12 protein-coding genes are annotated in these 14508 nt (G+C 73.7%); 7 read left to right on the top strand and 5 right to left on the bottom strand.

Going from position 1 to position 14508, the window contains the following annotated elements:
• The first annotated feature begins 39 nt into the window (after positions 1 to 39).
• Positions 40 to 333: a hypothetical protein gene (locus tag KV381_RS21000; RefSeq protein WP_218785987.1), complete on the top strand. Its 294-nt coding sequence runs from the start codon at positions 40 to 42 to the stop codon at positions 331 to 333.
• Between the two features lie 212 nt (positions 334 to 545).
• On the top strand, positions 546 to 2189 hold the full coding sequence (locus KV381_RS20995) for a DNA repair helicase XPB (protein ID WP_030634116.1): 1644 nt from the start codon (positions 546 to 548) through the stop codon (positions 2187 to 2189).
• Positions 2190 to 2211: 22 nt separating this feature from the next.
• On the opposite strand, the gene KV381_RS20990 is transcribed toward KV381_RS20995, so the two are convergent.
• Positions 2212 to 2403: a hypothetical protein gene (locus tag KV381_RS20990; protein WP_086780261.1), complete on the bottom strand. Its 192-nt coding sequence runs from the start codon at positions 2401 to 2403 to the stop codon at positions 2212 to 2214.
• A 426-nt stretch (positions 2404 to 2829) separates the two neighbouring features.
• Here KV381_RS20990 and KV381_RS20985 point away from each other — a divergent pair, with 426 nt between their 5' ends.
• Entirely contained in the window at positions 2830 to 4947 is a 2118-nt protein-coding gene (locus KV381_RS20985) for a UvrD-helicase domain-containing protein (protein ID WP_030634117.1), read from the top strand.
• Positions 4948 to 4991: 44 nt separating this feature from the next.
• On the opposite strand, the gene KV381_RS20980 is transcribed toward KV381_RS20985, so the two are convergent.
• Positions 4992 to 5681, bottom strand: coding sequence for a copper homeostasis protein CutC (locus KV381_RS20980; protein ID WP_030075909.1), 690 nt, complete (start codon positions 5679 to 5681; stop codon positions 4992 to 4994).
• A 296-nt stretch (positions 5682 to 5977) separates the two neighbouring features.
• On the opposite strand from KV381_RS20980, the gene KV381_RS20975 reads away from it, so the two are divergent.
• The gene (locus tag KV381_RS20975) at positions 5978 to 8272 is read left to right on the top strand and encodes a cation-translocating P-type ATPase (protein WP_256995124.1); all 2295 of its coding nucleotides are present in this window, start codon (positions 5978 to 5980) and stop codon (positions 8270 to 8272) included.
• A gap of 47 nt (positions 8273 to 8319) precedes the next feature.
• Here the strand turns inward: KV381_RS20975 and KV381_RS20970 are convergent, their stop codons facing one another.
• The 3 genes from KV381_RS20970 to KV381_RS20960 are packed head-to-tail and all read right to left on the bottom strand — an operon-like array spanning position 8320 to position 10720.
• On the bottom strand, positions 8320 to 9234 hold the full coding sequence (locus KV381_RS20970) for a biotin-dependent carboxyltransferase family protein (RefSeq protein ID WP_050495495.1): 915 nt from the start codon (positions 9232 to 9234) through the stop codon (positions 8320 to 8322).
• Positions 9231 to 9974, bottom strand: coding sequence for an allophanate hydrolase subunit 1 (locus KV381_RS20965; protein ID WP_218785986.1), 744 nt, complete (start codon positions 9972 to 9974; stop codon positions 9231 to 9233). Before KV381_RS20965 ends, KV381_RS20970 begins: the two co-directional genes overlap by 4 nt.
• Positions 9971 to 10720: a LamB/YcsF family protein gene (locus tag KV381_RS20960; protein ID WP_032790029.1), complete on the bottom strand. Its 750-nt coding sequence runs from the start codon at positions 10718 to 10720 to the stop codon at positions 9971 to 9973. The genes KV381_RS20965 and KV381_RS20960 overlap by 4 nt, the downstream gene beginning before the upstream one ends.
• A 199-nt stretch (positions 10721 to 10919) precedes the next feature.
• Between KV381_RS20960 and KV381_RS20955 the strand changes: the two genes are divergently transcribed.
• The 3 genes from KV381_RS20955 (at position 10920) to KV381_RS20945 (ending at position 14446) form a co-directional block, all read left to right on the top strand.
• Positions 10920 to 11645: a hypothetical protein gene (locus tag KV381_RS20955; RefSeq protein ID WP_030077554.1), complete on the top strand. Its 726-nt coding sequence runs from the start codon at positions 10920 to 10922 to the stop codon at positions 11643 to 11645.
• Between the two features lie 157 nt (positions 11646 to 11802).
• Positions 11803 to 13047 carry a PQQ-binding-like beta-propeller repeat protein gene (locus KV381_RS20950; protein ID WP_256995123.1) on the top strand — a complete coding sequence of 415 codons (1245 nt, stop codon included), beginning with the start codon at positions 11803 to 11805 and terminating at the stop codon, positions 13045 to 13047.
• 142 nt (positions 13048 to 13189) lie between these two features.
• Positions 13190 to 14446 (top strand): Cmx/CmrA family chloramphenicol efflux MFS transporter, encoded by a 1257-nt coding sequence (locus KV381_RS20945; RefSeq protein ID WP_218787272.1) that lies wholly within the window; start codon positions 13190 to 13192, stop codon positions 14444 to 14446.
• Positions 14447 to 14508 lie beyond the last annotated feature (62 nt).

Below are 14508 nucleotides of genomic sequence, written 5' to 3'. Positions count from 1 at the left end.
GCCTCCGGTCCCGGGGGTTCCGTACGGGCCGTAGGGCGGTTGGCCGCTTCCGTACGCCTGGCCGCTTCCGTACGGAGTGGGCTGCGCACCGCCGTATCCGTACACCTGCGGGGGTGCGTCCTGGACCGGCTGCGCGTACGGGTTCCCGGCGACCGGCTGCTGGTGTCCGATTCCGGCGGCCGGCTGCTGACCGCTCCCCGGACCCGGCTGCGGCGGGCCGTACCCCGGCTGCGGGGGCAGCGGTGGAGGCGGTGGTGCGCCGAAGGGCTGCGGTGGTTGAGCCCCCGATGGCGTCGGCGGCTGCTGCTCGTCGTACGGCTGGGACACGCGTAACCCTCCCCCGTACCGACCCCCTGCCGGCACGCCACCTCTTTGTATCAGCCACGGATCCCCCGTCACCGACCACATCCGGCCTCCCTGCCGTCCCCCCGCCCGCGCCTCCCGTGCCCTCCCCCGCCCAGGCCCACCCCGCCCCGCTCCGCGATGCGGCACACTGGACGTTTGGCCGCAGCCGTGGCCGTACCCCGCAGAAAGGGCCGAAGCGCGTGACCGGACCCCTCATCGTCCAGAGCGACAAGACGCTGCTCCTCGAGGTCGACCACGACCAGGCGGACGCCTGCCGTCGTGCCATCGCGCCGTTCGCGGAGCTGGAGCGCGCGCCCGAGCACATCCACACGTACCGGGTCACCCCGCTCGGGCTGTGGAACGCCCGCGCCGCCGGGCACGACGCCGAGCAGGTCGTCGACGCCCTGGTCGAGTACTCCCGCTACCCCGTGCCGCACGCGCTCCTGGTCGACATCGCCGAGACGATGGCGCGGTACGGGCGGCTCACCCTGTCCAAGCACCCGGTGCACGGGCTCGTGCTCACCACCACCGACCGGCCCGTGCTGGAGGAGATCCTCCGGTCGAAGAAGGTCCAGCCGCTGGTCGGGGCCCGCATCGACCCGGACACCGTGGCCGTGCACCCCTCCGAGCGCGGGCAGGTCAAGCAGACCCTGCTCAAGCTGGGGTGGCCCGCGGAGGACCTTGCCGGTTACGTCGACGGCGAGGCCCATCCGATCGAGCTGGCCGAGGACGGCTGGGCGCTGCGGCCGTACCAGAAGCAGGCCGTGGAGGGCTTCTGGCACGGTGGGTCGGGCGTCGTGGTGCTGCCCTGCGGGGCCGGGAAGACGCTCGTCGGGGCCGGTGCCATGGCCCAGGCCAAGGCCACCACCCTGATCCTCGTCACCAACACCGTCTCCGCCCGGCAGTGGAAGCACGAGCTGGTGAAGCGGACCTCGCTGACCGAGGACGAGATCGGCGAGTACAGCGGGACGCGCAAGGAGATCCGGCCGGTCACCATCGCCACCTACCAGGTGCTGACCACCCGGCGGAAGGGCGTCTACCCGCACCTGGAGCTCTTCGACTCCCGCGACTGGGGCCTGGTCGTCTACGACGAGGTGCATCTGCTGCCCGCGCCCGTCTTCAAGTTCACCGCCGACCTCCAGGCCCGTCGGCGGCTGGGGCTCACCGCGACGCTGGTACGGGAGGACGGGCGGGAGTCCGACGTCTTCTCGCTCATCGGGCCCAAGCGGTTCGACGCCCCGTGGAAGGAGATCGAGGCGCAGGGCTACATCGCGCCCGCCGACTGCGTGGAGGTCCGCGTCAACCTCACCGACTCCGAGCGGCTCGCGTACGCGACCGCCGAGACGGAGGAGAAGTACCGGTTCTGCGCCACCACCGCGACCAAGCGGAAGGTGACCGAGGCACTGGTACGCAAGCACCAGGGCGAGCAGACCCTCGTCATCGGGCAGTACATCGACCAGCTCGACGAGCTGGGCGAGCATCTGGACGCGCCCGTCATCAAGGGCGAGACCAGCAACGCCCAGCGCGAGAAGCTCTTCGACGCGTTCCGGAACGGCGAGATCAGCGTCCTCGTGGTCTCCAAGGTCGCCAACTTCTCCATCGACCTGCCGGAGGCCACCGTCGCCATCCAGGTCTCCGGCACCTTCGGGTCACGCCAGGAGGAGGCGCAGCGGCTGGGCCGCGTCCTGCGGCCGAAGGCCGACGGGCACGAGGCCCGGTTCTACTCGGTCGTCGCCCGCGACACCATCGACCAGGACTTCGCGGCGCACCGCCAGCGGTTCCTGGCCGAGCAGGGGTACGCGTACCGCATCGTCGACGCGGACGAGCTGCTCGCGGACAACTGACGCCTCCGGAAGGGGCGGGCGTTCAGCGGCCGCGGCCGACGACGCCCGCCTCTTCCGCGTACTCCCCCAGGACGACGACGCCGAACGCCGTGGTCACGAACACCTTCACGGCGCGCAGCGCGTCGCCGACGCGGTGGGGTCGGTGGTCACCGGTCGCCGCGGTCGCGCCGTGCGCGGGGCCGGTCGTGCGGGGATTCAGGGTGGCTGTGCTCATGTATCCATGGTGCTCCCGTCACCCGTTCGGGCGCGTCGGCCCGCAGACGGAACCGGGTGAGCGGGCGCGTAGGTCTGCGGTGCCATGCCGAGGCCCGGCGTCCCCTACGGGTACCCCTTGGACCGCCCCCTCAGGTGGAGCCCGCACAGGCGGCGCAGCCCGTCGCCGGCCGGGCCCGTACGGCGGCGGAACCCCGTAAAGCGTTTCGACCGCGCCCCGCCCTGTGGCTACAATCGCCGGTCTGCCCGCCTCCCGAACCGTGGTACCGGCCTTTTCGCTGCCGGCAGCCGGGGGAGCGCCGCCGCCCGGACGGAAACCGGACGGCACCCACGCGAAGCGACCTTCCGAGCGGACCGCCCCGCCCCGGCCCCGGCCGGTACCGGCGCGCGGTCCGCCGTCCTGTGTTGAAGAGCCGGAGGCATCACCGTGCCCGCGCACGTAGCAGAAAGCGATTCCACCCCCGACCCGACCGGTCCCCCGGGCCCCGTCGACCCGCTGGCGCACGAACGCGCCCATCTGGCCGCGTCCCGCGCCGCGCTGCGCGGGATGCGCGAGGACGTCCAGGCCCTCGACATCCGCGATGTCACCGCGAACTGGGTCAACGCCGCCGTGCTCCAGTCCCAGATCGACGACCGCATCAAGGCGCTCGCCGATCTCTCGCACACCCCGCTGTTCTTCGGCCGCCTCGACTATCTGCACGCCGTCGGCGGCGAACTGGCCGAGGGCGCGGACGGCGAGCGGTTCTACATCGGCCGCCGACACGTCCACGACGCCGCCGGCGACCCGATGGTCATCGACTGGCGTGCGCCGGTCTCCCAGCCGTACTACCAGGCGTCCCGGAAGAACCCCCAGGACGTCGGGCTCCGCCGCCGGTTCGGCTACACGGCCGGCGAGCTGACCGCGTACGAGGACGAGCACCTCACCGACCCCGCCGAGGACGGCCCCGGGGCCGAGCACACCAGCCGCCTCCTCCAGGCGGAGATCGAACGGCCGCGCGTCGGCCCGATGCGCGACATCGTCGCCACCATCCAGCCCGAGCAGGACGAGATCGTCCGCAGCGGCCTCGGCGGCACCGTCTGCGTGCAGGGCGGGCCCGGCACCGGGAAGACCGCCGTCGGCCTGCACCGGGTGGCGTACCTGCTCTACGCGCACCGCGAGCGGCTCGCCCGCACCGGCACCCTCGTCATCGGGCCGAACCGGTCCTTCCTGCACTACATCGAGCAGGTCCTGCCCGCGCTCGGCGAGCTGGAGGTGAAGCAGGCCACCGTCGACGACCTGGTGCGCACCGGTGTCGAGGTGCGGGGCGAGGACGAGGCGGCCACCGCCGTCGTCAAGGGCGACGCCCGGATGGCCGAGGTGCTGCGGCGGGCCGTCCGCTCCCATGTGACCGCCCCCGCCGAGCCCGTCGTCGTGGTGCGCGGCTCCCGGCGCTGGCGGGTGCCGGTGTACGAGATCCAGGAGATGGTCGACGAGCTGCTGGCCCGCGACATGCGGTACGGGGCGGCGCACGAGGCGCTGCCGCAGCGGATCGCGCACGCCGTCCTCGTACGGATGGAGGAGGCCGGGGAGGCGCCCGACGACCGGGTGCAGAACGCCGTGGCCCGCAACCCCGCCGTGAAGGCGGCCGTCAAGGCGGTCTGGCCCCCCGTGGACCCGGCGAAGCTGGTGCTGCGGCTGCTCTCCGACGCGGAGTTCCTGGCCGCGCACGCGGAAGGCCTGCTGAGCGAGGACGAGCAGAAGCGGCTGCTGTGGGCGAAGCCCGCCCGCAGTGTGAAGTCCGCGAAGTGGTCGGCGGCGGACGCCGTGCTGATCGACGAGGCGGGCGATCTGATCGCCCGGACGCACTCGCTCGGCCATGTCGTGCTCGACGAGGCGCAGGACCTGTCCCCCATGCAGTACCGGGCGGTGGGGCGGCGCTGCTCGACCGGGTCCGCCACCGTCCTCGGCGACCTCGCGCAGGGGACGACGCCGTGGTCCACGGAGAGCTGGGGCGAGGCGCTGTTCCACCTGGGCAAGGCGGACGCGGTGGTGGAGGAGCTGACGGCCGGTTTCCGTGTGCCGCGCGAGGTCATCGCGTACGCCTCCCGGCTGCTGCCCGCGATCTCGCCGGGTCTGGCCGCGGTGGAGTCGGTGCGTGAGTCGCCGGGTTCCCTGGTCGTACGGGAGGTGGCGTCGGCCGAGGAGCTGGACGCGGCCGTCGTCGCCGCCTGCGAGGAGTCGCTCGGCCACGAGGGGTCGATCGGGCTGATCGCCGCCGACGCCCGGATCCCGGAGCTGGGCGCGGCTCTGGAGGCGGCGGGCCACGCGTATCTCTCGCCCGGCGAGGAGACCACCGCCGCGTCGCGGCTGACGCTGGTGCCCGCGTCGCTGGCCAAGGGCCTGGAGTACGACTACGTGGTGCTGGACGAACCGGCCGCCGTGGTCGACGGCGAACCGGACGAGCGGACCGGGCTGCGGCGGCTGTACGTGGCGCTGACCCGTGCGGTGTCGGGGCTGACCGTGCTGCACGCGGCCCCGTTGCCGGAGGCGCTGGTTCAGGCGTAGGCCCTCCGGGTGCGGGACTGCCCGGTCCCGCACCCGGTCGGACCTCAGGCGTCCAGCGCCTCGCGCCACTCCCGTACCGCTGCCGCGTCCACCGGCGCCGACCAGCCCCCGGGCCGGGCCGCGCCGCCGATGTGGAAGGCGTCGATCCCGGCGGCCAGCAGCTGTGGCAGGTGGTGCAGGTGGAGGCCGCCGCCGACCAGGACCTGTGCCTCGTATCCGGGCTCGCCGGTACGGGCCGCCTCGGCCAGGAGCGTCGGGATGCCCGCGTCCACTCCGGCCGCCGAACCCGCCGTGAGGAACGTGTCGAGGCCGGGCAGGTCCGCGAGCTGCTTGCGCAGGGCGTCGCGGTCGGCGGCCCGGTCGATCGCCCGGTGGAACGTCCACGGGCAGCCGTCCAGCTCGGCGACGAGCCGTTCGACGGCGACGAGGTCGGGGTGGCCCTCCGCGTCGAGGAAGCCGAGCACGAACGCGTCGGCCCCCGCCTCCCGCATCTCGCGGGCCTTGCCGGTCAGTACGTCGATGTCACCGGCGGCGAAGCCGTCCGCCACCCTGAGCATCACGCGCAGCGGGATGTCCACCGCGGACCTGATCGCCGTGAAGGTCTCCCGTGACGGTGTCAGACCGTCGGCGGCCATGTCGGTGACCAGTTCGAGGCGGTCTGCACCACCGGCCTGGGCAGCGACCGCGTCCTCCGCGTCGAGAGCGATCACCTCCAGGACTGCACGGTTGCTCATGGGTCCCCATTCCTCCGATACACAGCTCGATACACAGCTATAGGTCTAGTCCAATGGCCAGCCTACGGGTCGGTAGACGGACAGCCCAGCCCTCTATCTCAGCGCACGCACGCGGCGGCACGCGAGCCGACCCCGCAGACGAGTGACCCGCACCGCCGGAAACCCCTCGGCGGCCCGCCGCCGCCCCCTCCACAACCCCTCCCGTCACACCTTGCACTTCATAGGGGCGGGGGGTATACATGGAGAGAGAAGGAGATACCCCCTAGGGGTATCCGGACGGCTCCAGGGAGGACCCCGTGTCCGCGCACTCCGCCACCACCGCCGGTACCGCCACCGGCTCCGAGGCCGGCACCACCGCGGTCGAGCTCGCGATCGGCGGGATGACCTGCGCCTCGTGTGCGGCCCGTATCGAGAAGAAGCTCAACCGGATGGACGGCGTAGAGGCCACCGTGAACTACGCCACCGAGAAGGCGAAGGTCACCTACCAGGGCGCCGAGGTGTCCGTCGACGACCTGATCGCGACCGTCGAGGCCACCGGCTACACCGCCCGGCCGCCCGCGCCACCCGCACCGCCCGCCTCCTCCGGGAGCAACGGTACGGAGACGGCGGGCGCGGCGGGTACGGCGGGTCCGGCGGCGGAGGGCGCGGAGGACGACGGGCTCACCACCCTGCGCCAGCGCCTGGTCACCGCCGTCCTCCTGTCCGTCCCGGTGATCGCGATGGCGATGGTTCCGGCGCTCCAGTTCGACTACTGGCAGTGGCTCTCGCTGACCCTGGCCGCACCGGTCGTCACCTACGCCGCCTGGCCGTTCCACCGCGCCGCCTGGACCAACGCGAAGCACGGTGCGGCGACGATGGACACGCTGATCTCCGTCGGCACGTCGGCCGCGTTCCTGTGGTCGCTGTGGGCGCTGTTCTTCGGGACCGCGGGCATGGTCGGGATGACGCACCCCTTCGAGCTGACCATCGCCCGCAGCGACGGCGCCGGGAACATCTACCTGGAGGCCGCGGCCGGGGTGACGGCGTTCATCCTCGCCGGGCGCTACTTCGAGGCACGCTCGAAGCGGAAGGCCGGGGCGGCGCTGAAGGCGCTGATGGAGCTGGGGGCCAAGGAGGTCACGGTCCTGCGCGACGGTGTCGAGACGACGATCCCGACCGCCGCGTTGCAGGTCGGGGACCGTTTCCTGGTCCGCCCCGGGGAGAAGATCGCGACGGACGGGACCGTGGTCGAGGGCTCGTCCGCCGTGGACGCCTCGATGCTGACGGGTGAGTCCGTGCCCGTGGAGGTCTCGGTCGGCGACACCGTCTCAACGCCGGCGGACGTCGTCGTCGAAGCCACCCGCGTCGGCGCCGCAACTCGCCCGCATGGCCCGCCTCGTCGAAGACGCCCACCCTCCGCCCAACGCCTCGCCGACCGCATCTCCGCCGTCTTCGTCCCCATCGTCATCGCCCTCGCCCGCCTCGGCTTCTGGCTCGGCAACGACGCCGGACTCACCGCCGCCTTCACCGCGGCCGTCGCCGTCCTCATCATCGCCTGCCCCTGCGCCCTCGGCCTCGCCACCCCCACCGCCCTCATGGTCGGCACCGGCCGCGGCGCCCAACTCGGCATCCTCATCAAGGGTCCTGAGGTGCTGGAGACCACCCGCCGCGCCGACACCATCGTCCTCGACAAGACCGGCACCGTCACCACCGGCCGCATGACCCTCCAGACCACCCACACCACCGACACCACCACCGAGGCCGAAGTGCTGCGGCTGGCAGGCGCGTTGGAGAACGCCTCCGAACACCCCATCGCCCAGGCCGTCGCCACCGCCGCCACCGACGCCACCGGCCCGCTGCCCACCCCCGAGGACTTCCAGAACGTCCCCGGGCTCGGCGTCCAGGGCGTCGTCGAGGGCCACGCCGTTCTCGTCGGGCGCGAACAGCTGCTGGCCGAGTGGGAGATCCGCCTTCCCGCCCCCCTCGCCGAGGCGAAGAAGGCCGCCGAGGCCGCCGGGCGTACCGCGATCACGGTCGCCTGGGACGGTGAGGCGCGCGCGGTGCTGGAGGTCGCCGACGCGGTGAAGGACACCAGCGCCGAGGCCGTCCGCCGGCTCCGTGACCTCGGCCTGACCCCGATCCTCCTCACCGGCGACAACCGGGCCGTGGCAGAGTCGGTGGCCGCCGAGGTCGGCATCGACGAGGTGTACGCGGAGGTCATGCCGCAGGACAAGGTCGATGTGGTCAAGCGCCTTCAGGCGGAGGGCCGTTCGGTCGCGATGGTCGGGGACGGGGTCAACGACGCCGCCGCCCTCGCCCAGGCCGATCTGGGCCTCGCGATGGGCACGGGCACCGACGCCGCCATCGAGGCGGGCGACCTCACGCTGGTCCGCGGCGACCTCAACGCCGCCGCCGACGCGATCCGCCTCTCCCGCCGCACCCTCTCCACCATCCGCACCAACCTCTTCTGGGCCTTCGCCTACAACGTCGCCGCCCTTCCGCTGGCCGCCGCCGGACTCCTCAACCCGATGATCGCCGGAGCCGCGATGGCGTTCTCGTCCGTCTTCGTGGTCGGCAACTCCCTGCGGCTGCGCACCTTCAAGGGCGCGTGAGGCCCGAGGTGGCCTGAGCGCGGCGGGGCCTCGCGGTCCCGCCGCGCTCAGGCACGTACGAAACGCAGCCGGGTTCCCGGCACCGCCTGCGCCGCCGCGGCGAGGGAGCGTTCGGGGACGACGCCGACGACCGGGTAACCGCCGGTCGTCGGATGGTCGTTGAGAAAGACGACGGGCCGGCCGTCCGGCGGCACCTGGATCGCACCCAGCACCATGCCCTCACTGGGCAGTTCGCCCGTACGGGACCGCTCCAGCGCCGGGCCCTCCGTCCGCAGCCCGATGCGGTTGCTGTCCGGCGAGACCCGGTAGGCGGCGGTGCGGAGCGTACGGAGCGCGGCCTCGGTGAACCAGTCCTGCCGGGGCCCGGGGTGGACCGGGAGCACCAGCTCGGCGGGGGCGCCCGGCCAGGGGGCGGGCCCGGCGGGCGGCAGCGGAGCACCCGACGACGGTGCGCCCAGCGGGAGTTCGTCGCCCTCGCGCAGCGGGGCGGGCCCGAGACCCGAGAGCAGGTCCGCCGAACGGCTGCCCAGCACCGGGTCCGGCACCAGGCCGCCCGCGAACGCCAGGTAGCTCCGGAGTCCGTACGTCGCGGGGCCCGCGTCCAGCACCGCGCCCGCGGGCACCCGCACCGGCGCGCCCCACGCCACCGGCCGCCCGTCGACCGTCACCCGGCAGCCCGCCCCGCCGACGACGGCCACGACCGGCCGGTCCGGGCGGACCGCGCACCCGGTGAGCGTGGTCTCCAGGACGGCGGCGTCCGGCGGGTTGCCCAGCAGCCGGTTGGCCAGCCTGGCGGCGAGCGCGTCCAGGAACCCGGCCCGCCCGACCCCGAGGTGCGCCCAGCCGGGCCGGCCCGCGTCCTGCACGGTGGTCAACGCCCCGGCCCGGACGACGTACAGCCGGGAGCCGACGGGCGGGCGGCCGGTGGCGTGGGGCGCGCCGGAGCCGCCGGACGGCGTCATGAGCCCGCCACCGGAGGCCGCGGCACCGCGCCGGGCCGAGCCGCAGCCCGAGGACGCGGCACCGCGCCCCCGGCGTCCTCCCCCACCGCCACGAACCGCACCGGCGTACCCGGCTCCAGCAGCGCCGCCGGTTCCCGCTGCGGGTTCCACAGCTCGCCCGGGTCCGGCATCCGCCCGATGATCCGCCAGCCGCCGGGCGAAGGGCGCGGGTACACCCCGGTGTAGGGCCCGGCGAGGGCCACCGCCCCGGCCGGGACCCGGGTGCGCGGGGTCGTGCGCCGGGGCACGTGCAACCGCTCGGGCAGCCCGGTGAGATAGCCGAACCCGGGGGCGAACCCGCAGAACGCCACCCGGAACGCGGTGCGGGAGTGCACGGCGGCCACCTCGGCGGCCGGGACGCCCCAGAGCACGGCGACCTCGTCCAGGTCCGGGCCGTCGTAGACCACGGGGATCTCCACCGCGTCGCGGCCCGCGCGGCGCGGCGGCGGGATCCGCCAGGAAACCAGCTCCCGGGCGAACCGGTCCCGCGCCCCGGGCGTGCGCACACCGATTCCGTCGAGCAGGACGGTCCGGGCGGCCGGGACGATCTCCCGTACGGCGGGGAGTTCACCGCGCTCGCGGCGGCGGAGCAGTTCGGCGTGGAAGGCCTCGGCCTGCTCGCCGTCGGCCAGCTCCACGAGCAGCGCGTGCGGCCCGGCGGGCAGGACCCGTACGCCTCCCGTACCGCGCGGGCCGGTCACACGAACGCCCGTACCGCGACGCCCGCTTCTTCCAGCGCGGCCCGTATCCGGCGGGCGAGGGCCGCCGCGCCCGGGGTGTCGCCGTGGACGCAGAGCGAGCGCGCCACGACGGGTATCCGGCTGCCGTCCGCCCCGGTCACGGCCCGCTCGACGGCCATGCCGACGCTCCGGCGTACGACGTCGTCCGCGTCGTGCACCACCGCACCCGGTTCACCGCGCGGCACGAGGGTGCCCTGCGGGGTGTACGCGCGGTCGGCGAAGGCCTCCTCCACGGCGGGCAGTCCGGCGTCGGCCGCGTGGGCGAGCAGCCGGGATCCGGGCAGCCCGAGCACCGCCAGATCACCGCCCGCCAGCCGTACGCCCGCGATCACCGCGGCGGCCTGCTCGTCGTCCCAGACGGCCCGGTTGTAGAGCGCGCCGTGCGGTTTGACGTACGAGACGACGGACCCGGCGGACTCCGCGAAGACCCGCAACGCGCCGATCTGGTAGGCGATCTCGGCGGTCAGCTCGGCGGCAGGCACATCCATCGACCGGCGCCCGAACCCGGCCAGGTCCCGGTAGGAGACCTGCGCCCCGATCCGTACCCCGCCGGCCGCCGCCGCGTCGCAGACCCGCCGCATCACGGAGGCGTCGCCCGCGTGGAAGCCGCAGGCCACGTTGGCGCTGGTGACACAGGCGAGGAGCGCGTCGTCGTCGGTCAGGGTCCAGTTGCCGAAGCCCTCGCCGAGGTCCGCGTTGAGATCCATCATCACGGGCGCACGGTAGTGACAGGCCGGCCGGAGCGACAAGGGGCGGTCCGCAGAGCGGTACGGAGCCGGCACGGCCCGCCACCGGGGCCGCTGCGAGGACGGCACCGGAGCCGGTACGAGCGCGGCACGCGGGCCGTACGAGGGCGGCGGCACCGGGGGCGGCTCACCCGGCCGGAGGGCGTCTAGAGTCGCCCTCATGACGGACAGCTCCCGCCCGCCCCACGAAGCCGCCTCCCCGGACGACACCGCCCTCGGCGACACCGCTTCCCGGGACGACACCGGGCTCCGGCGCCGCTGGCACGACACGCTGCTGGCGGCGCGCGCCGGGGCGGACGGGCCCGATCCGCTCCCGTACGCCGAGAACCTCCTCGCCCGCTGGGCCGAACCGCAGCGCCGCTATCACACGACCGCCCACCTGACCGCCGTCCTGGACGGCGTCGACGCCCTGGCCGGCCACGCCGACGACGTGCACGCGGTACGCCTCGCCGCCTGGTTCCACGACGCGGTGTACCGGCCCGACCGCAGCGAGAACGAGGAGCGCAGCGCCGCCCTCGCCGAGCGCGCGCTGCCCGAGGCGGGGGTGCCGGACGCGGTGGTGGCGGAGGTCGCCCGGCTGGTCCGCCTCACCGTCACGCACGACCCGGCGGACGGCGACCGCAACGGCGAGGTGCTGTGCGACGCGGACCTCGCGGTCCTGGCGGGCGGCCCGCAGGCGTACGGGGCGTACGCGGCCCGGGTCCGCGAGGAGTACGGTTTCGTGCCCGACGAGGCGTTCCGGGCGGGCCGGGCGGCGGTGCTCCGGCAACTCCTGGACCTGCCACGGCTGTTCCGTACGCCCTACGGTGCGGCGGAGTGGGAGGCGCGGGCGCGGCACAACCTGGCGACGGAGCTGGAACTGCTGGACCCGTCCGCTCCGCGGTGACCGGCGGCGGCCGGTCCGGTTCCGCGGAGCAAATGTTCCGGTTCCTTCACGGAGTTGTTCCGGTCATGACCTGCCCCGGCCTGTGCCGCGGCACGCCCGCTAACGTCTGGCATCGCAGTTGCACACACTCTGACGACTCCACCGGGGGTACGGCGACATGTTCATGGGAACCGCGGGACACGGCACGACGGCCGGCAGACCTTCACGACGGCGAATACTGCGACTGGCCGGCGTCGGGGTCACGGTGGCGGCGCTCGGGGCCGGTCTGACCGGCTGCGAGGACGAGCTCGCCACCGGCGGCGAGGGCAGCACGCCGCCGCCGCGCACCGATTCCCCCGAGGAGGGCAAGGCGCCGAAGGACGGGGAGGCCCCCGCACCGCTGTGGACGAAGACGACCTCGGCACAGACCTACGGCGACAACGACGAACTGGTGACTGTGGACGGCGTGGTGATCGCGAGCGGCGATCCGCTCGCCGCCCTCGACGCGGCGAGCGGCGAGGAGCGGTGGTCGCTGCCGGGCGGCGCGGTCCCCGGTGCGCCGCTGCTGCTCGGCGACGGCACCCTGTACCTCGCCAGCGGCACGTACGACGGCAACGTCATCGGCTACGTACCGGGGACCGGCAAGGAGGCCTGGCGCAGCCACCTGGGCAAGGAGTACCGGCAGCCGAGGCCGGTCGCGGTGGACGCGGACCAGGTGTACGTCATCGCCGAGATCCTCGAACCCGACAACTCGTCCCACACCAATGTGATCGCCGCGCTGAACAGCAGCACCGGCAAGGTCGTCTGGAAGGAACAGCGCGACCTCGGCACCGAGCAGAACGGCATCCACGCCGCCGTGCAGGGCCGCTACCTCGTCTACACCGACTTCAAGAAGAACCTCACGGTCCGCGACACCGCCACCGGCCGCCAGGTGTGGACGCAGAAGACGACGAAGACGAGTTACGGGCCCTTCGTCGTCCACCAGGATCTGGTGATCGTCCCGCAGGGGCAGCGGCTCCAGGCGTTCGCCCTGTCCGACGGGTCCGAGAAGTGGTCTGTGGAGACCGAGAAGTTCACCACGTTCCGCGAGCCGAGCCTCGTGGAGGACGTGCTGTACATCGCGGACAGCGGCCGGACGCTGTGGGCCCTCCAGCCGGGCACCGGGAAGAAGGTGTGGCAGTCCACGGCCCTCAAGGACGCGGGCGCGCAGGTGCCGCGGCAGTTCGTGACGGCGGGCGGCGTTCTCTACGGCGCCACCGACCTCGACAAGCAGGGCGGCGTCCACGCCTTCGACGCGAAGACCGGAGCCCTGCGCTGGACGTTCAACGACAAGTCCGGCGACTTCCACGCGTGGCTGGTGGCCACCGACGGCAAGCACGTCTTCGCCCTGCACGGCAAGAAGCTGCACGCCCTGCCCGTGTGACGGGCCACACCGGTCCCTCCGGTGACCGAGGCGTGTGACAGGGGCGTGAACAAAGGCGCCCGCCACTCGACGCCGGGGAATGCGGAAGCGTTCCCCGGCGTTGTGACGAGTCATGCCCGACTCCGTCTCCCGCCGCGCACCCATGCCCGTCGCCGTATACATTCTCGGCCTCTCGGTCTTCGCACTCGGCACCAGCGAGTTCATGCTGTCGGGCCTGCTCCCACCGATCGCCGACGACATGAACGTGTCGATTCCGCAGGCCGGACTCCTCATATCCGCCTTTGCGATCGGCATGGTGGTCGGCGCCCCGCTGCTGGCCGTCGCCACGCTGCGGCTGCCGCGCCGCACCACCCTCATCGCGCTGATCTCGGTGTTCGGCCTCGGCCAGATCGCCGGTGCGCTGGCCCCGACGTACGAGGTCCTCTTCGTCTCCCGGGTGGTGAGCGCGCTCGCCTGTGCGGGCTTCTGGGCGGTCGGCGCGGCCGTGGCCATCGCGATGGTCCCGGTGAACCAGCGTGCGCGGGCGATGGCCGTGATGATCGGCGGCCTGTCCGTCGCGAACGTGCTGGGCGTGCCGCTGGGCGCCTTCCTCGGCGAGCACCTCGGCTGGCGTTCGGCGTTCTGGGCGGTCGGCGCGGCCTCGGCGGTGGCCCTGGTCGGCGTCGCCACCCGCATCCCGCACATCCCGCTGCCCGAGAAGAGGCCCGAGCTGAAGCGGGAGCTGGCGATCTACCGGGACCGGCAGGTCTGGCTGGCCATCGTGATCACCGCGCTCGCGGCGGGCGGGGTGTTCTGCGCGTTCAGCTATCTGGCGCCGCTGCTCACGGACGTGGCGGGTCTCGACTCGGGCTGGGTGCCGTGGATCCTCGGCCTGTTCGGCGTGGGCGCGCTGATCGGCACGATGATCGGCGGCCGGGTCGCGGACGCGCACCTCTTCGGGGTGATGCTGAGCGGCATCACGGCGTCCACGGTGTTCCTGGTGGCGCTGGCCCTGTTCGCATCCAGCCAGGTGGCGGTGGTCGCGCTGGCGTTCCTGCTGGGCCTGTCCGCCTTCTTCACGGCCCCCGCGCTGAACGCCCGGATGTTCAACGTGGCCGGAGCCGCCCCGACCCTGGCCGGAGCCACCACGACGGCGGCGTTCAACCTCGGCAACACGAGCGGCCCGTGGCTCGGCGGCACGGTGATCGACCTGGACTTCGGCTTCGCGTCCACGGCCTGGGCGGGCGCGGCGATGACGGCCCTGGCCCTGGCGGCGGTGGGGATCGCCCTGCGCCTCCAGCGCGGCGACGGCGGCCGGACGCGCTCCCGCTCACGGCTGATCGCGAAGAGCGCGGCGAGAGGGGCGGGGCGCCCGGCGCGGGTCGATTCCGTGCCCGCCGACGGCCGGGTGACTCCGTAGCTCCGGGCCCGGGCTCCGGGCCCACCGAGCCCTTCCCGGCCACAGCCCGGCCGATTTCCGCC

Origin of the sequence: Streptomyces sp. WY228 (assembly GCF_019287315.1) — a bacterium.
Taxonomy (GTDB): domain Bacteria; phylum Actinomycetota; class Actinomycetes; order Streptomycetales; family Streptomycetaceae; genus Streptomyces; species Streptomyces caviscabies.
Note: the sequence above shows the minus strand (reverse complement) of the source record. Positions and strands in the feature narration are given on the sequence as shown.

Coding starts and splice junctions, on each gene's coding strand:
- KV381_RS20950 (WP_256995123.1), top strand. CDS start 11,803: ATGTTCATGGGAACCGCGGGACACGGCACGACGGCCGGCAGACCTTCA.
- KV381_RS20955 (WP_030077554.1), top strand. CDS start 10,920: ATGACGGACAGCTCCCGCCCGCCCCACGAAGCCGCCTCCCCGGACGAC.
- KV381_RS20945 (WP_218787272.1), top strand. CDS start 13,190: ATGCCCGTCGCCGTATACATTCTCGGCCTCTCGGTCTTCGCACTCGGC.
- KV381_RS20980 (WP_030075909.1), bottom strand. CDS start 5,681: ATGAGCAACCGTGCAGTCCTGGAGGTGATCGCTCTCGACGCGGAGGAC.
- KV381_RS20960 (WP_032790029.1), bottom strand. CDS start 10,720: ATGGATCTCAACGCGGACCTCGGCGAGGGCTTCGGCAACTGGACCCTG.
- KV381_RS20970 (WP_050495495.1), bottom strand. CDS start 9,234: ATGACGCCGTCCGGCGGCTCCGGCGCGCCCCACGCCACCGGCCGCCCG.
- KV381_RS20990 (WP_086780261.1), bottom strand. CDS start 2,403: ATGAGCACAGCCACCCTGAATCCCCGCACGACCGGCCCCGCGCACGGC.